Below are 22,025 nucleotides of genomic sequence, written 5' to 3' on the forward strand. Positions count from 1 at the left end.
ATATAGGAGGAAAACAGAATGACAAAGAAAAGAATTGCAATTAACGGGTTTGGCCGCATTGGTCGTTTAACTTTAAGAATATTAATGAATTATGAAAATATTGAGGTTGTAGCAATTAATGATTTAGGTGATGTTAAGATGTTAGGTCATTTATTAAAATATGATTCAGCACAAAAGCGATTTGACAAGGAAGTTATTATTAAAGAATCAAGTTTAGTTATTGATGGTCATGAAATTAAAATTGTATCTGAAAAGGATCCTAAAAATTTACCGTGAAAAGAGTTAAATATTGATGTTGTTGTTGAATCAACAGGATTATTTGTTACTAAGAAAAGTGCTGCAGCTCATATAGTTGCGGGAGCTAAAAAAGTTGTCATTTCAGCACCCGCGGGAGATGATTTAAAAACCGTTGTGTTTAATGTTAATCACCATAAAATTGTTGCTAGTGATACTATTATTTCAGCAGCGTCTTGTACAACTAATTGTTTAGCGCCAATGGCACAAGTATTAGATGAAAAATTTGGTATTAAAACTGGGGTGATGACAACAATTCATGCTTATACTAATGATCAAAATATTTTGGATGGGCCACATCGTAAAGGTGATTTTAGAAGAGCAAGAGCGGCGGCAGTTAATATTATTCCAAATACTACGGGAGCCGCTAAAGCGATTGGGTTAGTATTACCAAGTTTAAAAGGAAAATTAGATGGTGCAGCTCAAAGAGTACCAGTAGTTACTGGTTCAATTACTGAGTTAATTGTCCTTTTGAATAAAAAAGTAACAGTTGCTGATATTAATGAAGCAATGAAAAATGCTGCTAATGAGTCTTTTGGTTATACTGAAGATCTGATTGTTTCTAGTGATGTTATTGGTATTAGTTATGGTTCGTTATTTGATGGTACTCAAACTAAAGTAATGACTTTAGGAGACGATCAATTAATCCAAGTTTTTGCTTGATATGATAATGAAATGTCATATGTTAATCAGCTATGTCGAACAATTAATCATATTGCAAACTTAATGGAATAAATAATGGCCAAGGCTAGGGCGGATACTTTAGTTTTTAATTGTTGGAAAGGAAAATTAAATTCATATGAAAAAAACATTGGCAGATATTAATTTTAAAGATAAAAAAGCATTAGTCAGAGTAGATTTTAATGTGCCATTAGTTGATGGTATTATTAGTGATGATAATCGAATTATTAGTGCCATCCCAACAATTAAATATTTATTAGATCACGATGCTAAAGTTATTTTATTATCACATTTGGGAAGAATAAAATGATCAAAAGATTTAAAAAAATATTCATTAAAACCAGTAGCAAAGCGGTTAGCAGAGTTATTAGGTACCGAAGTAAACTTTGTTGATGAAATTAGTGGTGTAACATTGCAAACAGCAATTAATAGTTTACAAAATAAACAAGTTTTATTAATGGAAAATACTCGTTTTGCTGATTTAGAAAATAAAAAAGAATCTAATAATGATGCTAGTTTAGGTAAATATTGAGCAAGTTTAGGTGATGTGTTTGTTAATGATGCTTTTGGCACAGCCCATCGTGAGCACGCTTCTAATGTTGGCATTGCAACTAATATTAATGAATCGTGTATTGGCTTGTTAGTGCAAAAAGAGTTAGCAATGTTAAATAAAGCGATTGTTAATCCTGAGCGACCTGTTGTTGTAATTTTAGGGGGGGCAAAAGTATTTGATAAGATTGGTGTTATTAATCATCTTTTAAAGATAGCTGATAAAATAATTATTGGTGGAGCAATGAGTTATACTTTTTTAAAAGCGCAAGAATTTAATATTGGAAAATCTTTAATTGAAGAAGATAAAATAGAATTAACTAAACAGTATTTACAAAAAGCAAAAGATAAAATAATTTTACCGATTGATCATTTGATGAGTAAAGAGTTTGTTGATCAGCCCGGAATTAATAGTGATGATGCTAATATTACTGATGATTATATGGGAATGGATATTGGCGAGAAAACAATAACATTATTTAATGATTATATTAAAGAAGCTAAAACTATTATTTGAAATGGTCCGGTCGGCATTTTTGAGATGAAAAATTTTAGTAAAGGAACCCTGGCAATTTGTGAAACAATTGCTCATTTAAATAATGTCTTTAGTATTATTGGTGGTGGTGATTCAGCAGCAGCAGCTATTCAGTTAGGTTTTAAAGATAATTTTAGTTATATTTCAACTGGTGGTGGAGCTAGTTTAGAATTATTAGAAGGCAAAACATTACCAGCCATTGAAGTTATTCAAGATAAATAGTTAATGTAGGACGCATAAAGTTTTGTTAGGCGGGAAAATATTTGAATAAGTATTAAGACAGTCAGTACTGACTGTCTTAATACTTATTCAAATATTTTCCCGCCTAACAAAACTTTATGCGTCCGCAAGTTGTTGTAAATAATCAAAATAGTTTTGTAAAATTAATTGAGCAGCTAATTTATCTTTATTCATTTTTCGTTTTTTTCGCGAAACATCAGCAGTTAGCATTGTTTGATTAGCAGATCTTGATGTTAATCTTTCATCTCATAAAATAATATCTAAATTAGTTTTTGTTTTTAGTTGCAAAACAAAATCTTCAACCATTATTGTTGTTCTACTTTTAGTTCCATTCATATTTAAGGGGTGACCAACAATAATTATATCAATATTTTCTTGCTTAACAAATTGTAATACTAAATTAATAGCCTTATAAAAATTATATTCAGGAAAATTAATTGTCGTTTTTGATAAACTAATAATTCCTTGACCAATAGCTAGGCCAATTGTTTTGCTGCCCACATCTAAACCTAAATATTTCATAACATATCTTCTTGTTTTAATTGCTGTAATAATTCTTGCATTTTTATTTCATTATTAAATCCACCTAAAGCTAATTGCATATTTCCGCCACCAGAACCTTGACATTTTTTTGTTAAAAATTTAATAATTGCAACCGCACTTAATCCTTCTTTAATTAATGATTCACCAACAACCACTAATAATGAATTTTTTGTATTAATATTCTTATTAGTAAAAATAATTACTAATTTATTATCTAATAACCGATATTTATCAGCTAATAACTTTAAAGTAGCAATTGCAAGATTATTAAATTGATAAACTAAAATATTATATGTAGGTAATGAAATAATTTCAAGATTTTGATATTGAATAATTTGTTCTTTAATTAGTTTTTGTTCAGCATTTTTTTCTCATTTTTTAAAAGCAATTTGAAGTTCACTATATAATGAATGCAATTGTTTTCATATCGCATTACTAATATCATTCAAACTAGTAATGGTATTAAATAGTTGTTCAAGATAAATATCCGCTAGTAAATTTTTATTATATTTTGCAAATTTTTCGGCACTTTTTGTTTTTAAATCTTTAATTTGTTCATTATAATAATTATTAATTGTTTTTCTTGATGTTAAAGCTTGAAAACGATAAATACCAGTTCCTTTGGATTCAATATTAGTAACTAATAATTGTCCAATATCACCTGTATATTTAACATGGGTCCCCCCACATAATTCAATAGAATAATTACCAAACTTAACAACACGAACTTCTTCATCATACTTCTCGTTAAAAAATGCTATTGCATTCATTTTAATTGCTTCATCATAACTAGTAATATAAATTTCACAACTATCATTTTGAGCAATTCATTTAGTTACTAAATCATTAATATTTTGTAAATTTTGAGTTGTAATTTCTTTATTGTATGCAATATCTAGTCGTAAATATTGATAGTTATTAAATGAACCAATTTGCATGGCATCAACACCTAAAATTTCTCTAATTGCTGAATGCAATAAATGAGTCCCTGAATGATTTTTCATTCCATAATTGCGATGACGATGATTAATAACAGCACAAACAATATCATTGGTTTTCAAAGTACCGTTAACTTGTACCCGGTGAATGTGTTGCTTATTAGGTGCTAATTTGACATCAATAACTTCACCAAGCATTGTTTCATTACTAATTATTCCCGTATCATTAGCTTGACCACCTTTTTCAGCGTAAAATGGTGTGGCATCAAGTACCATATCAACAATATCATCTTTAACTGATGTCAACATTTCTTCGCCATAAAATAAAGCTATGACTTTAGCTTGCGGATTTTCTTCTACTTCGTATCCAATAAAAGTGCTGGAGATTTTTAAATCTAATAATAATTTATTTTGCATATCCATCGCTTTAATTTGTTGATTACTAAGAGAATTGCGGGCATCTTTTCTTTGTTTTTCTAATAATTCATTATATTTTACTAAATCAATAGTAATATTTTCTTCAGTCGCTAACTCAATAGTTAAATCAACCGGAAAACCATAAGTATCATATAGTTTAAAAGCATTTTCAGCTGTAATTGTTTTTTCTTCAATTAGCATTTCTTTAAAATGATTAAAACCTTGTTTTAGATTATTAAAAAAATTTTCCTCTTCCTTTTTAACAGTACTAGTAATAATCTCTTGTTTTGTTTCTAAATTAGGATAATAATCTTTCATCAAATTAACAATAATAATAACTAATTTATATAAAAACGGTTCGTTAATATCTAATTTATGACCGTAAACCATTGCTCGACGAATCAAACGGCGAATAACATAACCGCGATCTTTATTACTAGGAAAAACACCATCACCAATAGCAAAAGAAATCGCTCTAATATGGTCACTAATAACTTTAAATGCAACATTAATTTTTGTTTGTTCGTTAGGTTTTTCAAAAATATTATTTGGAACATAAGAAACTTTAACTAATTTAGTAATGTGTTCAATTATCGGTAAAAATAAATCAGTTTCAAAGTTAGTAGGTACTTCTTGGATTATACAAGCTAATCTTTCTAAACCTGCCCCTGTATCAATATTTTTACGAGGTAAATCATGATAATTACCTTGCCCATCATTATTACTCTCTGAAAAAACAATATTTCAAATTTCTAAATAACGATCATTTTCAATATTATCTTGCAATAACTTCAAACCATAATTTTCTTTATCTCAAGCAATTCCGCGATCATAAAAAATTTCCGTATTTGGACCACAAGGACCCTGCCCCATATCTCAAAAGTTCGTATCACGACTCCCTAAAATAATTCGAATTGAATCTAAACCAATAATTTCTTTTCAAATTTTAATTGTATCAATATCATCTAAAAAAACAGTAACAATAAGTTTATTAGAATCAATATCTAATCATTGTTTACTAGTTAAAAATTCTCAAGCAAAAACAATTGCCTCTTTTTTAAAGTAATCACCAATTGAAAAATTACCTAGCATTTCAAATAAAGTATGATGTCTTGCTGTGTAACCAACATTTTCAATATCATTAGTTCTCAATGCTTTTTGCGAGTTTATTAATCGTTGATGAGGTGGAATTTTTCTACCATCAAAATAAGGTTTTAAGGTTGCAACGCCAGAATTAATTCATAATAATGAATTATCATTAACAGGAATTAATGATGCACTAGGTAAAACATAATGGCCATTCTTAATAAAGAAATCAAGAAATTTTTGTCTAATCTTACTAGTTGTTAAGTATTTCATTGATTTATACCCCTTTAATTTAAAATTTATAAAAGCAATTTTTTATCATAAATATCGTTAGCTACTGCTTTAATTGTCGCTATTGTCGGTACCGCAATAATCATTCCTCAAATACCAATAATTGCACCAAAAACAGAAATTCCTATTAATATTGTAACCGGATGTAATTTGGTTACTCATCCAAAAACTTTTGGATAAACAAAAGCATTTTCAATTAATTGAACAATAAATGTACCAACTACAGCAACAATCATTGGCACCCAACTAACTAATTCATTCGTTCCTGATGGCGCCACTAAAGCATCTAAAACTCCGGCTAAAGCAATGGGAACCATTCCAATAAATGGTCCAACATAAGGGACAATATTAGCAAAAGTCATAAATAAACCTAATATCGCAAAAGAACTTTTATATGTGGAACCACCAGCCACATAACCAGCAATAACTATCATAATAGTTGTAAAAGTAAACATATAACTCATATCAATTAATATTCCTCGACTATAACCAAATAAAGATTTTTGCAAAGCATTAGCAATAATTTTTTTGCGTTTAATATTTTTCCCGGGAATTAATTGTGTTTTTAAAAAATTAATAAATGATTTATCGCCACCCAACAAAAACATTGTAATCACAATCGTAATAAATAAACCATAAAAAATACTAGCTATCGTTCAAAAATAGTGATTAAGAAAAATATTAGTTAAATTGGAGGATGTTGTATAACTATAAATTGTATTAATAATATCAACTAAAAAAGTTGCTGAAAAAAATCATTGTGCTGTGGCCCCAAAACTAAATAATAACTGATAAATTTTCCCTAATTTGTTACCATCAAAAGAAACACCAATTTTTGCATTATTAATTACAAATTCATCTACTAAATTTAAATTATTGTTATTTGTAGCAATATTATTTGCTGTTAACCATGCTTTGATTTCAGTATATAAATTTTTAAAATGTTCACTAACATTATCTAATGATGGTTGTTTTAAGTATCGTAAATAATCAACAACAAATTTATTAGTTGAATCCAAATAAATACCATAGTCATTGTGTAATTTTGTCAATAAAATTTCCCAGGCACCTTTATTATCAATAAGCGCTTTACTTTTAATTTGATTTAATATGTCTTGTCAATTATCTTTTATTGGTGTTCAATCAACATTAGTTTGTAATTGTCATTGTTCAGTTTCTGTATCATAAGCAAAACCAAAAATATGTGATAAAAGTGATTTATTTTGATCAACTCCCCTACCTTTTCAAGCATCTAATCTTTCTTTAATAACTGTACTATCGCCTAAAAATTGACTAATAAAACTTACAAATTGGTCAATAAATAATCAAAGCAAAAAAACAATAATAAAAATACTAATAATTAGAGAAATAAAAAAAGTTAAATACTTTGCCACAGTTTTATTAAATTTTAATTTAATCAAAAGATAAATTAAAGGATTCAGAACTCAAATCACAACTAATGCTAATCCTAAAGGAATAAAGACTAAAATAACATTTAAAATAATTTGATCAGCACCGGTAAGTTTTAATAATAGAAGAACTACTAAACAAATTAAAGTTATAAATAATCATCTTGTTCACTTATAGTCAAAGCTAATACTAAACTTAGATGAATTATTTTTATTGCTACCATTATTCGTTTTTATTTCAATGTTTTTAGTATTTGTTGTTCCCATCTTACAAATCGTCCCTTAAAATATTTTAAAAAATAAATTTACAATTAAAATTATATCATAAGAAATTAAATTTATTAATGATACCTAAATGACAGGGTTGCGTTTAGTTTTCTTAGATATTTTAAAAAAAAATAATCATTTACTATAAATTATTTCAATATGCAAATTAAGTATATATTTCTTATGTATGATTTTTGTTGTAAAAACTTATTTTAATATTGTTTTTATAAGCGTTTTCCTTATTCTTTATAACCTTTTATTGAGATTTTGTTTGTTAATGTTAAATATTTTGTTTTATTACTTATTTTTTAAATAAAATGATAATTAAATTGTGATTTTTTTTCTTTCAAAATTATTTAAATCTTTACCTACCTAACAAAACTTTATGCGCCCGAAGTTTTTTTAGCACATTCATGATATTTCTTATAATCTTCCTTATAAATTTTATTTATCACTGATAGTAATTATCTTATTCCCTTTCTTCATTACAAAATAATTTCTTCCTCTTTTTTTGTTTGTTAGATATTTAGATATAAAAAATGACTTAAATTTTAATTAAAATTTAAGTCATTTTACTTACTTTTTTATTGCAGATTACATTCTTGAATTGTTATATATAGTTTTTTAAAAATTTTAAAAAACTGATGATTTTTAATTCTTATAAAAATATTATGAAATATTAAAATTAAAATAGCAAGGTTATTTTTTCCTTTTTATAAAAATTGCTGATCTTTTTTTATTTAAACTAGTTTTTTCCTATGATGTTTTTTGTAAGATGAGAACATCTTTTCTTTGAATAATAAAAATTGAAATAAAGTATGTTATGAGAAGAATAAATAATACAATGCCGACTGTTAATAATAAAGAAATTAATGAAATATGAATTAGATACATAATTCCTAAGAGTTTAAATATATAAGCACCCACAATATATCAAGTTAAAAACGAAAGCCCCGCGCCACCAGCAAAGAAAAAAATAACAGCAATTAAATACCAACCAATAATTAAACTAACAATTTGCTTAATATGATAACCGAGAATTTTCATTGTCGCAATAATAAAAATATTATCATCAATAATCATTGAAACTAATAAAATTAAAACAATAATTACTACTACTAAGGTTACATAACGAATTGTATCTAAAACACTACTAATGATATTTAAAAGATTAGTAATACCCTCTTTTGCTAAACGAACAATAAGAATGCTATTAAAATTAGCAGTATTCTTAATTCCTAATGTTGGAATGTTAGGTCCTTCTTTTATTAATGATTGTCTTACTAAATTGATTTTATTGTTGTTAGTACTAATACTATCAATTGTGACAATCGGAATACTATCATCTCTTTCATAATAAAGTCCCATTGATCGTAAGGGTTGTAATACTTCATTTTTCCCCATTATAAAGTTATAAAAATTATTATTTTGAAAATCATTATCTTCTTTGTTAACATCAATAATGTCATAATTATCACCATTCTTAATAGCTTCACGATAAACAAAATATTTCGCAATTAGTTTTTCATTAGTGACAATACTTCATCCATCGGTAGCATTATCAATAATGCCGACAATCTTAATATTCATATCTTTAATTCAAAACATATTAAAATTATTAATAATATCATCAACTTGATATTGATGCTGATAATATTCAGCATAACTACGAGAAACAAGAACTGGTAATATGCGATGCTTAACATCATAATCATTAGGATTATTAAAGTAAAGTTGATCAATATATTGATCACTATTTTTAATATTTAATATGTCTTGAAAAGATTTTTGATTTACACCATAAACAAAGGCATTAAATCGTGAATTAATCTTTTGAATTTCATTTAATGTGGGAATATTAAAATAATAACGATTCATTAAATAATCTTGTGTATTATCATATTCTACATAATTAAAGGTTAAATCAATATTTTCAATATTAATATTGGTATTTTTAAAATCATCTATAATATTTAAAAAATTCATGATGTCTTTAAAGTTCAATTTAGGTGGCAATTTTTTACTAAGTTCAATAATTAATTTCCGATTTTTTAAAATAATATCTATTGTGTCACTATTAACATTAAATTTATATCGTTCAGGAATTTTTATTTGTAACGCTTTAAGACGATTAAATCATTTCATAAGTTGGTTTTGTTTATCAACATTTAAATTTTGAAATATTTGAATAAGACTAATATTAGGATTTTCATTTAGAATTTTCTGAAAGATATCGAAAATTTCTTTTAACTTCTCATTATCAATAGCGTTAAAAACACGATAAATAGTTGTTTTTTTAGTATCAGGTTTTATTTCTTCATCTTGTCAATCAACGATATAATATGCAAATTCTCTCCTTGAATTGTAATTATAAACATTAGATGTTCGAAAACCAATTATATCTTGTAAGGCAATATATTCATATTGCTGATTATAAAAATAAACAGTAGTTGCCGATTGTTTTGGATTGTTGGCATTAAATTGATCATAATCAGTAATATTACGATATTGTTCATTATAATTATTACTGCCAACAACTTTTCATTCCGAGTGAAAACTATCAATTTTATGATGCATTGTATCCACAGTTAAATATTGTAAAAATAAAATAAACGAAGCTAATAACAAAATACTACCACTTACTAATCATTTTCCAAATGATTTAGTAAAAAACGCTACTGAAAGACGAAATGAAAACGGAAATTTAACTACTAATGATTTAAAAAAATGTGCTGCTAAATAACCTTTACTACTATTGGAAGCATAAATTAATTCTAGTACGGGCATTCGTAAAAGAAAGGTTGTTAATCCTCAACAAACAAAAATAAATAACAATGGTAAAAAAATAAAAAATATTAATAAAATTTTAATATCAAAATAAATCGTTACAATGCCAAAATTATAAATTAACATTGCTCCTGAAAATTGCTTTTGAAATAACAATGAAATTCCAAATCCTAAAATAGCAGCTAAAAATGTAATAATAAAAATTGAACCAATAAAATTAAACGAAATTTGTCAACCTTTATAGCCAAATGATTTTAAAATTCCAATTTGAGTGCGTTGATCATTAATTTCTTTATGAATAAAAAAAGATACAATTAAAACTAATGCTGACATTGAAATAAAAGTTAAAGCAATAAAAACAATACTTTGAATAATTAAATTACTTATTAATTCATCATTTATAACTTTAATAAAATTTTTATTAACATCTTCAATTAAGGTTTTTTCTTTTAATTGCTTGTAAATATATTTTTGAGCTTGAACTTCATCACCAGTAATTGTTAAATAAATATTAGGATTTTTAAAACTACTTTTAGTATCATCACAAAAATGATCATCAAATAAAAGATCAATAGTAGTATAAACTACGCCATTATCTTTAGGGCTTAACTGTTCGGGAATTAATGTTTGAATTAAACTATTTTTTTGAATAAACTTTGTTGTATAATTATTTCCGATGCCAACAACAATAAATTTATTATTTTTAATTATAAATGAATCATTAATTTTAATATTATGGACATAACTATAAGTCTCACTAATAACAATTTCATCATTTCTAATCGGAATTTGTCCTTTAACAATACTAACAGGATTATTATTAATTAATCCAATATTTTTTAAATCAAAACTAGGAACAATATCAAATTCTTGATCATTATTATTTTTGATGCGTCCTTTAAAAAATAATGAACTTTTAATATTTTTAGAGTTTATTGCCATTAAAATTCGCCAATTACGAATGCTAGTTTCGCGAAGTGGAACTTTATCACTATCTTTATTTTGAGTGATGACAATTAAATGGATTGAACAAAGCATTGGGTCAATAAAAGGTTCTTGTTTATTTTGATTTTCAATTTGACAATTAAAACCTTCATTTTCAAATTTTGCTAACATTAGCATTAATTTAGCATTATTATTTTCAAAAGGAATTATAGTATGTTCTGTTAAATCAATAGTTGTATTTGTGCTATCATTAATTAATTTTAATTCTGAGGGATTAGAAATACGATGTGTTGGTCGCAAAGGATTTTTATAGATTAAATCATACTTTGATGTAATTTGTTGATTGTTAGCAAACACGGCACTAAAAATACTAATTGCTAACATAAGCAAAATTAGTAAACCAATATATTGTAAAAATCGTTTCTTAATAGAACGAAAAGAGTTTTTTAAAAGAACAAACATCTACTTAACCCCCATAAGCATGAAACAACTTATTTGGCGACACTAAAAATAAAGTGAATATTATTGGGTTTAATCAATATTAATTCATTAATATTATTAATAATGTGGTTTTGTAAATGTTCGCAAAGAGTTTCTAAATTTGTCTCTTTATTTATTTTTAAAACTATTGATACTATTCATTGTTCGCTAAAAAAATTAATTTTAATATTTTTTCTTTGAATATCTAATGATGGAAATGATTTTAAATATGAAATTAATAATTTTTTAATAACTAATTGACTAATTTGTAAGGCGCCACTTTTATTTATCAGAACAGTTAACTTCACGATATCACTCCAAAAATACACAACTTTAAATTTTTAATATTTAATATTTTATTTTCCAATTTCTAAAATTTTAACTTTATATTTTGTATCCTTGCCTTTAATTTCAACAATATCATTAACACTGTGATCAAAAATAGCTTTAACTAAGGGTGTTTCATTAGAAATTTTATTTTCAAAAGGATCGGCTTCTACAGTACCGACAACTTTTAAAGTTGATTTATCATTAGTTTCTAAATTAAGAATAGTTACTATTGAACCAATTTTAATAGTTTTAGTTCCTTGAGGATCGGTAGCAATAATTTTAGCACGAGCTAAAGTATTTTCAATTTCTTTAATTCGACCTTCAACTTCAGCTTGACGATTTCTTGCTGATTCATATTCAGCATTTTCTGATAAATCACCTTGGTTTCGTGCTTCAACTAATTCTTTAATTACTTGTGGACGAATAATATTAATTAATTCATTTAATTCTTGATTTAATTCTTCTTTACCTTCTTTAGTTAACAAAATTTCATTATTGTTATTATTATCTTCCATTACTTTGTCTCCTTTATCATTGTATATTGTAACATATATTATTTATTCTTGGACGCATAAAGTTTTATTGCCTGTGCTTTAGTTTTAATTTTCCCTGACACTTTAATATACATCTCACCCTTAAAAATAATACTGCGAATTAATTTAACATCCTTAACTTTAGCACCAATTTTAGCAAATCCTGTTGAAGTATTAATAAAATCTGCTTGTGCTTGCAAAGCTAATTTACAAACTTGAATTTTTTCTTCTTTCGTTAACAATGCGGTTTCAATAATAACTTTTAAAATTTGTTTTGGACATACAGCGCGAACATGTTTGATATCATTTAATACCACCATATATGCACCCGCCTCTTTTAAAGCTCCGATATTAATTAACCATATCAATCTCATCGGCGCCATCCCTATCCCTAACAGTTTGTTCAGTTTCTAACACTTTAATGTTTGTTGACACCGAACCCGATGGAAAACCAACAACGGTACAAACACTAACCTTTTTCTTTTTTAATAAACTTTTAGCATGATCAACATAAATAGGATTAACATATATACTAGCAAATTTGTGCTTTTCAGCATCCACACAAATTTTTTGAATGTCATGACTAGTAGCTTGAGCTTGTGAACTTAGCAAAGTATAATCAATAAATTCATTCAGTTTCATAAAGCAAACAAATCTTCTTACTAATTATTTATTTTTAATTATTAATTCATCATTTTGGGTAGAAATTTCAATTTTTGATAAAGCCTCCCATTTTAACCTTTGAATAAAAAACTTAATATCAAAGATAATTGTTACTAAACCAAATATTCCCGAAATTCCAATTGATAAACCAAATGCTAAAGTAGCACTTTGTTGATTTTTAGCAATTAGAATTAACAAATTGGCTAAAATTGACATCACTGCCATTAATACAATTAATATTAAGTATTTATATGCTTTAAATTGATATTTAACATCAAAATTCTTAATTGATACATAAACTAATCAAACATAAACCATCATTAAACATAAAGTTATTAATGGAATTAAATAACTAGCAATTTCAAATCCGCCTCTTAAAGGCAAATTTGATTTTTGAACGCCAATAAATATCATTGTTAAAAACAATCAATTAATAGCAAATAATAAATTTAAAATTACACCCAATCGCTTTGAACTCAAAAACATTCTTATTTCTCCTTCAACTTTTCATATTCATAACTGATATTAGCAAGAAATGCTAAAACAGCTGTTTCTGATCTTAAAACTCTTTTTCCTAAGTTAATTGCATTAAAACCTTCAAAATTAAAAAATTCTAATTCTTTATCACTAAAACCACCTTCAGGTCCACAAATAAAAGTAATACTTGTTGACTTGGATAACATTAGTGCCGGCAATGAATAAGTTGATGATGCTAATTCATTAGCAATTAAATTTAAATCGCTCTTATAAGGAATAATAGCAGTAACGTCAGTAATAATATCAACAATTTTTGGAATTTGATTACGATTCGACTGTTGTGATGCTTCTTTAGCAATCTTTTGTCAACGCATCATCTTTTTTTTCTTATCTTCATTTTGTTTAATCTTAGTAACACTTCGTTCTAAAACAATACCAATAATTTGTGTCACACCTAATTCAGTTGCTTTTTGAACAATTCAATCATTACGATCTTGTTTAAGCAATGGCATTAATAATGTTACAACTATTTCTAATTCGGTATTTTCCAATAAATTTTTTTGAATTTCAACTTTTAATTGTGGTTTATTTTCAATTATCTTTGTTTGATATTTTTTACCATTAAATACAACAATTAACAAGTCATTAATTTGAAATCTTAAAACATTAACTAAATGATGAGTATCAATATCATTAAAAACTAAATTGCCGAATTCATCTTGAAAATGAGCAAAATAACATTGCATTATATCACCTATCCCAACGTTAATTGTATCACTTTTACCATGGTCACATTTAGTTTTCTTAGGTATTTTAAAAAAAGAAAAAATAATCATTTACTATAAATTATTTCAATATGCAAATTAAGTATATATTTCTTACGTATGATTTTTGTTGTAAAAAATTATTTTAATGTTGTTTTTATAAGCATTTTACTTAGTTTTTATAACCTTTTATTGAGATTATGTTTGTTGATATTAAATATTTTGTTTTATTACTTATTTTTTAAATAAAATGATAATTAAATTGTTGTTGCTTGTCATTAAAAATTATTTAAATATTTTCCTACCTAACAAAACTTTATGCATCCCTTAAAAAGGAGGAATTAATTTATTAATTCTTGTAATTTTTGAAATGGTGATTTATTTTGTAATGCTGAATGACAGCGTTGGAAGTTGTAATAGTAATAATATTGATTTAAGAAATGTTGAATTTCATTTTAATTTAGTTTTTTATCCTTAAAATAAAATAATTTGGTATAATGTTGGTGGAATCATTCGATCTTCCCGTTGCTCTGAGGAGAACGGATTGGTGTGGTTTCGTGGACAATTCCGTTCCTTGAAAGAAAGGTTGTAAAAGGCCTTTCTTTTACTTTATATGCTTTTTTATTACTTCAATTAGTAGTAGTAAATTCAGGAGCATTATCAGTGCGAAGGCGTTTAATTGTTATACCAAGTTCGCCGAAATCTTTCACTGCTCTTCGCAAGGCATTAACCGCATTATTAGTTCCTAAACTATCATAAACATAACCAAATGTGCTATGCGTGTCATTTCGTCAATGAAATCATAAATGTAATATTTTTTATCAACCGGAAAACTTGATGTAGTAATGATTTTGGCATCCATTTGTAAAAGACCGATATCGGAACTTCATAACGCTTAAAATGGCGTTTAGTTTGTTTGATTTGTTGTTTTAATTATTTTCAACGAGAGTCAGATTTAATTCAGCGATAAAAAGTTTTGATGTTTTTAGGAACTTCTGAATTTTTAATATCGTAAAAACACATTTTTAAATTGTTAAATAAAGAATACATTCCGCCGGCTTGAAGATTTTTGTAATCAAAATACAAATCACATACTTTTTCACGAGAATTTAAACTATATTAATAATTAAGATTTTGTGGTTTTTTAGTTTTAAACAATAACAAATCTAAATTGTCAGAATAATAAGCGGTCATAATTTTTTCTGCCCAGCGATAAAAAGTTTTTGTTGCATTCTTAAAATATTTTTTAATAAGTTTTGTTAAAGTAATTTCTTCAATATAGAAATAAGTACATAAATTTAAATATGCAGTAATAGTAATGTGTTTTTTAGTTTTATAGTAATAAGGATTACGACAATTAGCACTTCTTAATCAACTTTGTGCTTTTGCTTTTAAATCGGCTAAGTCAGCTTGGGAAATAATATATTTCATTTTTTAACTCCTTAAATTAAGAAAATCGTATTACAAAAAATACGATTTTCAAAAATATTTATTAAATTATTAATTAATTAGGGTTTTCCGACCGAAAATGAGTTTATATAATAATCAGTACTTTTAAAACTAATAGAAAATTTAACATCAATAATCTTATCAATTAAATAACAAATACTAGTCTTATAAGTGCCATAAACTCCATTATCCTTATAAAATTTCACAATTTTATCAAGGACAACACCTTTCTCAATTTCAAAACTTATATAATTATGATATTTAAATCGTTCTTCTATATCGCCAGGCAAGGGACTAATGCCACCGTAAAAAATTAAATTGCCTATATTTTGCAATGAATATGGATATTGAAGTAATGTATTATCTAAACTAACAAACTCCAAATCATATTTTTTTTCAATTTTACTATTAACAGAATTACAAGCAGAAACTAATATTACATTTATTAAACTTAATGCGGTTAAACTTTTTTTCACATAAATAAAAATCCTCCTTTCAAAGAAATTACATTATATAATAATTATAGATATTTAAGAAAACTTTTTTAATATCATTAATAAGATTGCTAATGGTACTACAAATTCAAATAACATCTGAAATGCTGGAATAACTTCAAACACCGGAAAGGCGGTTTTGGTAAAATTAATCGTTGTTTTAGCAATATCCGCACCCGCACGCAAGGCAAGGGAAGGGGGGCGAATTAAAAGATTAATCCCCGAAAAAGACCAAGTAATCAATTTAACAGGCTAACCAGAAGCCGTGCTGAATACCCACCCACCACCACGATACGGGCACTAAATAAACCTCAATAAGAACAGTTGGGCGCAGGAATTAAGTCATTCTCATATTACCACTTATTCCGCCACCAATAAAAGCTGTTGAATTCAAAATGTTAAAATTGTATAAAGAACAATGATATTCAGTGCTTTCACCTTTCTTTTTATATAGCGGAACAGTCAGTGTAAAAATATTAATTCCATACATCACATCAACTTTGGCATTGTAAAAATGCAGTTTATTGCTAATAGCATTCCATAATTAGTTATCATATGCTTTTAAAACATTAAAATCTATTTGATAAGAACTTTTGCCAGTATTAAAACCATTGGCAATTTGTTTATCTTTAACAAATAAATAGGAACGAAAAATCATATTCTTACTATTTTCGATTGTTGAACCAAAGTTAATTAAATACTGTTTGGGATAAAAAGTAATTAAGGAACGATAGAAAAAGCCCATTTGTAAAACATTTTTAGGGATTTGTTGCATTCCTTTGTAATCTAATTCTACATAAGTAGAAACATTCATATCAAAACTTGCATAAAAGAATTGTACGAAAAAACCACCTAAAACTTTATAAATTTTATCAAATAACTCATTAATAAAATCAATAATTAAATCTTCTTGATAATAGAGTATAAAATCTTTAAAATCAGTTTTTAATTTATCATCATAGCGTAAAAAATGGAAAGTATTACCATAATAATTAACTTGTCCAAAAAAGGTATTAATAAAATCTCCTCCAAAGCTTGTTTGCGAGCCAGATTTTCAAAGCGATTTACCATTTTCTAAAAACTCATTACTACCCACAATGCTGCCATGCTCAGTTTTTATAGTAATAATATCACCAAAACTAGAAAAGGAAAGTTCTCTAAAAATAACTTTTTCAATAAAACCGGGCGGATATGAATTTTTGCGACTTAAATTAAATTTACTATTTTGTTTAAAACCATTTAATTTAATTGATATTTCATTCATATATTTAAAATTATCATCAAAGAAATTAAAAATTGGGACTCAATATAAATAGCTATAATTAAATTTATCAAAATCTCGCCGTTGTATCATCAAATAATCTAACTTATCTTGAAACTGAATATAATCATACTCGCCATCATTTCTAGTTATTTCCGTGGGCGTGGGTAATGGTTGCTCTTTATCTTTTTCAGGTAGAGGAGACATTTCAGCCGAAAATGAAGTTATATAATAATCAGTACTTTTAAAACTAATAGAAAATTTAACATTAATAATCTTATCAATTAAATAACCAATACTAGTCTTATAAGCGCCATAAACTCCATTATCCTTATAAAATTTCACAATTTTATCAAGGACAACACCTTTCTCAATTTCAAAACTTATATAATTATGATATTTAAATCGTTCTTTTATATCACTAGGTAAGGGGCTAATACCACCATAAAAAATTAAATTGCCTATATTTTGCAATGAATATGGATATTGAAGTAATGTATTATCTAAACTAACAAACTCCAATTTACAACTATTACCACATTGACTAGGATTTGTGGCTCGTTTTTCTCGTTTCATAAAAGAAGAATGTTCCATATTAGGTTTTGGTGGTTGTTTTGTATCAAAGAATGCCCCTAACGGCACCAAACCAATAAACATTATTAATAAATCAAGAAATAATCTTATGCATCTCATCTCATCACGACTTAAAACTCTCTTTTATTGCTTTAAAATTAAAAGCATGAGAAAATTTATATTCATAATATAATAATGGACATTCAGAAATATTAATAATTTCTTTTTGATGTTTTCTAACTACTTTATTAAAATAAAAACGCTTAATAATTAACTTAACAACTGTCATTAACAAATAAACCATTAATAATCAAAAATACACCTTAAAAAATACATTTTGAAAATCAAACAATATAAAATCTTTAAAAAACTCATCTGTATTAATTCTAATTCTTGTTAAAAACACTCAAATTATAACGATAAAACTATGAAGTATAATAAAAAAATGTATAAAACCTAAAACACTTTTAAATCATTTAATACCTAATATTTTCTTTAACTTTTTCATTTTTTAACTCCTTAAAATTAAATATATTGTTGATAAAATGCAAATCGTTCCTAAAATTTGGAAAATCGGATGTTGAGAAAATAATCTAATCATTGGTTTAAACAAATCTAAAATTTTAATATTACTTGATAGAACTTTATTAAAATATTCTAAACCCTCACGCACACAGGCTCATAAACCTAAAAAGTCATTTAAAGCAAAAATAGAAAAAACAGCAGCAAGAATAAATAATATTATCAATTTAAACATTTTAAAAACCTACCTTTTTATTCGTCGTCCGTGTTGTGTTGGTTAACTCACGGTCTATTTTTAGGATTATTACCACTAAATTTCTTAATTGGACCACTAGATGATTTTTTCTTAGCTCCTCAATTAGAAACTGATTTTTGATATTTTTTACGAAAACCAACTTTTGGTCGTTCAATATAAATACCTAAAATGCCGCCAATTACAAGATTTATCACAAGCATAATTAGCGGAAAAATAATAATGTGAATATCTGTTCCAGGAATGGTTAAAGTTCAAATTAAATCAAAAACTTTATAAAACATATTGCCAATCAAACTAGCCATTTTTTCTAAGTTTTCCATTTTTTTAAACTCCTTTACTTATTTTTCTTCTTTAGATTATTTTTTAACTTAGTAAGTATCTTGCTAAACTTCTCCATTTTTAAATATTCTAAGGCTTCAATATCCATTACATTATCATTTCAAAATTTATGTTGATAATTATCATTCAAAGCACGATTACTTAATTCACGCAAGAATGATAAATATTTATTATCGTAAAGGTTTAAAATTAACATCGGAATTTTCAATTTAAAGAAATAAATGTCTGATTCCGGAATGCTACGATACTTGATTTTGCGACCTTTTTTATCATTTTTAGCATTAATCAAAGTTAACCGTAATTGTTCGTATTCGCTTACCGATTTAAAAGTGCCATAAATAACTTGTAAATAGGGTCGAAAGATACTAACTGGCTTCTTTCTAATACCAACAATTATTGAATTCGCAATATCCACGAACTTTAACTCATATATGTTCAGCTCGTTGTCCGCTCGCTAATACGATATGGGTAAATTGTCGAGCCGAAGCAAAATATTCTTGTAAACCTTGAGCTTACCCTATCATTTTCTTTATAGTCAGTTCCTTTTAAAAATAAGTTGGTTTCATCTCATAACAGTAAATGCTTTTCTTCTAATATCGGATAATTATAATCTAATAAAGACATATGCCCTAATGAAAGCATTTGTTTATTTGTAATCGGAAAAGTAGAAATCGTTTTTCAACCGCTTAATAAGTAAGAAGCTAAAACCATTAAAGCAGTTTTCCCGGTCCCTAAGGCACCAATGACTAAATTTAAAGGCGAATTTAATAAAAAATTAATAAAACTACGACGAGCAAAAAAATGAGAAATTTTAGTATATAGAATATACAAAGCAATTAATAAGTAAATAACATCAAATAACATTCTTCAACTTTGAGGATTATAATAATGCAAAATCGCACCACAGAATCACGCAATAATAAATAAAGTGCGATTTAAACCGACAAAATCATATAATCTTAAATTTATTTTTTTAAACAATAGCATCACTTAAATCACACTTTTTTTATTTTTATTACTATCTGCCGGGCATTAATTTTTCAAACATTTTGAAAGCAATTAAAAATAAACCAATAATCACGCCAAGCAAGAAAACTCAATATGTAGCAAAGAAATTAACAACATTTGGCATATTACCATCAATAATATTAGTTCAAATATTACCGAACGCTGTAATTAATGCTTTTCATAAGTTAGTAACCGCTTGTTCACCAGTAATTTTTACTGTAAAGTACACCGGCTAAGAAAGTTCCGAACATATAATCACCCCCCTTTCTAAACAAAATATGATTTAACCTTATAAAATAAAATAACCATAAATAAGATAATGAATACTAATACCATTCAAAACGCAATATTTGCTATTAAAAGTCAAAGTAGTTCTTTGGTTAAATCAATTTCTTTACCAGAAACTCACGCCGGAATAACTTTAATTTGAATAAATAAATCCCAAAAATACAATTTTGTCATTTCTCAATCTAAATCTTTTCAAGCAACTAAAAACATAATAATTACCGCTTAAAAGGTCAAAAGAGTAGAAAAATAATTGCCGAGAAGAGCATTACAATTATTAAAATTGAAAACAAAAATACAACTTGGGGCGGTAAATCAGCGGTTGGATAAATTAATTTAATTAACTCAATAATTATTTTTTTTAACATTTTCTAAACCTACTTTTTAATTTCTTTTTCATCTTGTTCTAATAAATTTCGCTTAAACTTTGCAATAAATATTCGTTGTGAATAAGTAAAATCTTTTGGTGGCTGTTTTGCTTCACTATCATATTTCTTTTTATCTTTAAAAAACCGATAAATATTAACTATTAACTGCAATATAATATGCTAGTAATAATGTTAAAATCGTAAAAAATACTAATCCAAATATACTCATCTTTCTTTTCTTCTTAATTTTCTAATCTTTTAATATGCAATATCAACGCAAAGTCAATTATCACCGACTAAATCAGTTCTAACAGATTCAACTGCAGATTTAGACGCTCAAAAATTTTTGTTCTAATCCAGTTTTTTTATTAATAGAATATATAAACTTTCGACAATAATTTTTAGGTGGTTCGTCCACATTAACTCACATTTTTATTTCTAAAACTCCAAAACTTTTTTTACTACACCAAATCAAAAAATTGCAATAACTTAGTTAAATAACTCAACTAACATCGATAATTAACGGGCGGAGCATGGAGCATACGCTTTCCGCACCGTTTAAACACCATAAAAACTAACTAAGATATTTTTTTTTATTTACCCCTATTCTTAAAACACCGTAAAACATTTTTAAAATGAATTTTTAAAATAATCAAAACTTACAACCTTTTTATCATGTTCTTTTTCAACAACAAAAAAATCTAACAACTCATGACCTAAAATCAAACTAGATTCTCGGCCTTTACTATTAACAAAAACCAACCGATATTTATTCACCATCTTTAATTATTCCAATACAAATAGAATTATCATATTTTCCTTTATAAACAAATCGTTTAGAAAACCAAATACCAGTAGATTCATACAATCACGGAATTGCTGGCGCTTTAATAAGCACTGCATTTTGTGTTTCTTTTAAAAGATATTTTTCAGTATTTAAAAAAATATTTTCAATATTTCTCATATACATACCATCCTTACAATATTTAGTTATACTAAACCAAGTTATATTTAACTTAGTTACTTAGTCTTTTAACTAAGTTAAATATTTATTTTTTTAAACATTTATGTTTAACAAAATTTGTTAGTAAACTTCGTTTACTAATTAACTTAGTTTATTACTTTACTTTACTATCAAGGCACAAAAAAATACAAGGCATAACTAAAAATAATAAGTGTTAATTTAACCTTATATTTCTTGCAATAAATAAATGAGCTCATATTTATTTATCAATTTAACA

Annotated in this window: 28 protein-coding genes; 3 read left to right on the forward strand and 25 right to left on the reverse strand. The window is 26.1% G+C overall.

Translation table 4 applies throughout. From position 1 onward, the window contains the following. The first annotated feature begins 18 nt into the window (after positions 1 to 18). Positions 19 to 1,029: a type I glyceraldehyde-3-phosphate dehydrogenase gene (gene gap, locus AACK93_RS00570; protein WP_339024636.1), complete on the forward strand. Its 1,011-nt coding sequence runs from the start codon at positions 19 to 21 to the stop codon at positions 1,027 to 1,029. Positions 1,030 to 1,093: 64 nt separating this feature from the next. Continuing rightward, positions 1,094 to 2,281, forward strand: coding sequence for a phosphoglycerate kinase (locus tag AACK93_RS00575; protein ID WP_339024637.1), 1,188 nt, complete (start codon positions 1,094 to 1,096; stop codon positions 2,279 to 2,281). 114 nt (positions 2,282 to 2,395) lie between these two features. On the opposite strand, the gene ruvX is transcribed toward AACK93_RS00575, so the two are convergent. From ruvX to AACK93_RS00685, 22 genes are all read right to left on the reverse strand, one after another. Then, positions 2,396 to 2,821, reverse strand: a complete 426-nt coding sequence (gene ruvX / locus AACK93_RS00580; protein ID WP_339024639.1) for a Holliday junction resolvase RuvX — start codon at positions 2,819 to 2,821, stop codon at positions 2,396 to 2,398. Next, positions 2,809 to 5,556 (reverse strand): alanine--tRNA ligase, encoded by a 2,748-nt coding sequence (gene alaS / locus AACK93_RS00585; RefSeq protein ID WP_339024641.1) that lies wholly within the window; start codon positions 5,554 to 5,556, stop codon positions 2,809 to 2,811. The genes ruvX and alaS overlap by 13 nt, the downstream gene beginning before the upstream one ends. Before the next feature lie 26 nt (positions 5,557 to 5,582). After that, positions 5,583 to 7,250, reverse strand: coding sequence for an AI-2E family transporter (locus AACK93_RS00590; RefSeq protein WP_339024643.1), 1,668 nt, complete (start codon positions 7,248 to 7,250; stop codon positions 5,583 to 5,585). 756 nt (positions 7,251 to 8,006) lie between these two features. Beyond that, entirely contained in the window at positions 8,007 to 11,444 is a 3,438-nt protein-coding gene (locus tag AACK93_RS00595) for an ABC transporter permease (protein ID WP_339024645.1), read from the reverse strand. 29 nt (positions 11,445 to 11,473) lie between these two features. After that, positions 11,474 to 11,770 carry a hypothetical protein gene (locus AACK93_RS00600; RefSeq protein WP_339024647.1) on the reverse strand — a complete coding sequence of 99 codons (297 nt, stop codon included), beginning with the start codon at positions 11,768 to 11,770 and terminating at the stop codon, positions 11,474 to 11,476. Between the two features lie 48 nt (positions 11,771 to 11,818). Further along, entirely contained in the window at positions 11,819 to 12,307 is a 489-nt protein-coding gene (greA, locus tag AACK93_RS00605) for a transcription elongation factor GreA (protein WP_339024648.1), read from the reverse strand. 38 nt (positions 12,308 to 12,345) lie between these two features. Further along, complete coding sequence (locus tag AACK93_RS00610) at positions 12,346 to 12,699, reverse strand: hypothetical protein (RefSeq protein WP_339024649.1); 354 nt, start codon at positions 12,697 to 12,699, stop codon at positions 12,346 to 12,348. Next, complete coding sequence (locus AACK93_RS00615) at positions 12,677 to 12,967, reverse strand: hypothetical protein (protein WP_339024650.1); 291 nt, start codon at positions 12,965 to 12,967, stop codon at positions 12,677 to 12,679. The genes AACK93_RS00610 and AACK93_RS00615 overlap by 23 nt, the downstream gene beginning before the upstream one ends. 24 nt (positions 12,968 to 12,991) lie before the next feature. Further along, positions 12,992 to 13,474, reverse strand: coding sequence for a hypothetical protein (locus AACK93_RS00620; RefSeq protein WP_339024651.1), 483 nt, complete (start codon positions 13,472 to 13,474; stop codon positions 12,992 to 12,994). 2 nt (positions 13,475 to 13,476) lie between these two features. After that, positions 13,477 to 14,211: a 16S rRNA (uracil(1498)-N(3))-methyltransferase gene (locus tag AACK93_RS00625; RefSeq protein ID WP_339024653.1), complete on the reverse strand. Its 735-nt coding sequence runs from the start codon at positions 14,209 to 14,211 to the stop codon at positions 13,477 to 13,479. 473 nt (positions 14,212 to 14,684) lie between these two features. Next, entirely contained in the window at positions 14,685 to 14,939 is a 255-nt protein-coding gene (locus tag AACK93_RS00630; RefSeq protein WP_339024655.1) for a hypothetical protein, read from the reverse strand. A 223-nt stretch (positions 14,940 to 15,162) separates the two neighbouring features. Continuing rightward, complete coding sequence (locus AACK93_RS00635; protein ID WP_339024657.1) at positions 15,163 to 15,315, reverse strand: hypothetical protein; 153 nt, start codon at positions 15,313 to 15,315, stop codon at positions 15,163 to 15,165. A gap of 33 nt (positions 15,316 to 15,348) precedes the next feature. Then, positions 15,349 to 15,660 (reverse strand): hypothetical protein, encoded by a 312-nt coding sequence (locus tag AACK93_RS00640; protein ID WP_339024658.1) that lies wholly within the window; start codon positions 15,658 to 15,660, stop codon positions 15,349 to 15,351. A 77-nt stretch (positions 15,661 to 15,737) separates the two neighbouring features. Beyond that, a complete protein-coding gene (locus AACK93_RS00645; RefSeq protein WP_339024659.1) occupies positions 15,738 to 16,154 on the reverse strand; it encodes a hypothetical protein in 417 nt (138 codons plus the stop codon). A 355-nt stretch (positions 16,155 to 16,509) separates the two neighbouring features. After that, positions 16,510 to 16,662 carry a hypothetical protein gene (locus AACK93_RS00650; RefSeq protein WP_339024660.1) on the reverse strand — a complete coding sequence of 51 codons (153 nt, stop codon included), beginning with the start codon at positions 16,660 to 16,662 and terminating at the stop codon, positions 16,510 to 16,512. 54 nt (positions 16,663 to 16,716) lie between these two features. Further along, positions 16,717 to 18,126, reverse strand: a complete 1,410-nt coding sequence (locus AACK93_RS00655) for a hypothetical protein (RefSeq protein WP_339024662.1) — start codon at positions 18,124 to 18,126, stop codon at positions 16,717 to 16,719. Beyond that, positions 18,029 to 18,514, reverse strand: coding sequence for a hypothetical protein (locus AACK93_RS00660; protein WP_339024663.1), 486 nt, complete (start codon positions 18,512 to 18,514; stop codon positions 18,029 to 18,031). Before AACK93_RS00660 ends, AACK93_RS00655 begins: the two co-directional genes overlap by 98 nt. Positions 18,515 to 18,517: 3 nt before the next feature. After that, entirely contained in the window at positions 18,518 to 18,763 is a 246-nt protein-coding gene (locus tag AACK93_RS00665; protein ID WP_339024664.1) for a hypothetical protein, read from the reverse strand. Positions 18,764 to 18,780: 17 nt separating this feature from the next. Next, on the reverse strand, positions 18,781 to 19,104 hold the full coding sequence (locus tag AACK93_RS00670) for a hypothetical protein (RefSeq protein ID WP_339024666.1): 324 nt from the start codon (positions 19,102 to 19,104) through the stop codon (positions 18,781 to 18,783). Between the two features lie 14 nt (positions 19,105 to 19,118). Continuing rightward, positions 19,119 to 19,538: a hypothetical protein gene (locus AACK93_RS00675; RefSeq protein ID WP_339024667.1), complete on the reverse strand. Its 420-nt coding sequence runs from the start codon at positions 19,536 to 19,538 to the stop codon at positions 19,119 to 19,121. A 5-nt stretch (positions 19,539 to 19,543) separates the two neighbouring features. Continuing rightward, positions 19,544 to 20,110 (reverse strand): hypothetical protein, encoded by a 567-nt coding sequence (locus AACK93_RS00680; protein ID WP_339024668.1) that lies wholly within the window; start codon positions 20,108 to 20,110, stop codon positions 19,544 to 19,546. 31 nt (positions 20,111 to 20,141) lie between these two features. Further along, a complete protein-coding gene (locus tag AACK93_RS00685; protein ID WP_339024669.1) occupies positions 20,142 to 20,360 on the reverse strand; it encodes a hypothetical protein in 219 nt (72 codons plus the stop codon). A gap of 90 nt (positions 20,361 to 20,450) precedes the next feature. On the opposite strand from AACK93_RS00685, the gene AACK93_RS00690 reads away from it, so the two are divergent. After that, positions 20,451 to 20,645 carry a hypothetical protein gene (locus AACK93_RS00690; protein WP_339024671.1) on the forward strand — a complete coding sequence of 65 codons (195 nt, stop codon included), beginning with the start codon at positions 20,451 to 20,453 and terminating at the stop codon, positions 20,643 to 20,645. A gap of 148 nt (positions 20,646 to 20,793) precedes the next feature. On the opposite strand, the gene AACK93_RS00695 is transcribed toward AACK93_RS00690, so the two are convergent. The 3 genes from AACK93_RS00695 to AACK93_RS00705 form a co-directional block, all read right to left on the reverse strand. Continuing rightward, positions 20,794 to 20,955, reverse strand: a complete 162-nt coding sequence (locus AACK93_RS00695) for a hypothetical protein (RefSeq protein ID WP_339024672.1) — start codon at positions 20,953 to 20,955, stop codon at positions 20,794 to 20,796. A 459-nt stretch (positions 20,956 to 21,414) separates the two neighbouring features. After that, entirely contained in the window at positions 21,415 to 21,564 is a 150-nt protein-coding gene (locus tag AACK93_RS00700; RefSeq protein WP_339024674.1) for a hypothetical protein, read from the reverse strand. Beyond that, a complete protein-coding gene (locus AACK93_RS00705; RefSeq protein WP_339024676.1) occupies positions 21,554 to 21,748 on the reverse strand; it encodes a hypothetical protein in 195 nt (64 codons plus the stop codon). The genes AACK93_RS00700 and AACK93_RS00705 overlap by 11 nt, the downstream gene beginning before the upstream one ends. Positions 21,749 to 22,025 lie beyond the last annotated feature (277 nt).

This window comes from Spiroplasma endosymbiont of Agriotes lineatus, from assembly GCF_964019485.1.
Taxonomy (GTDB): Bacteria; Bacillota_I; Bacilli_A; order Mycoplasmatales; family Nriv7; genus Nriv7.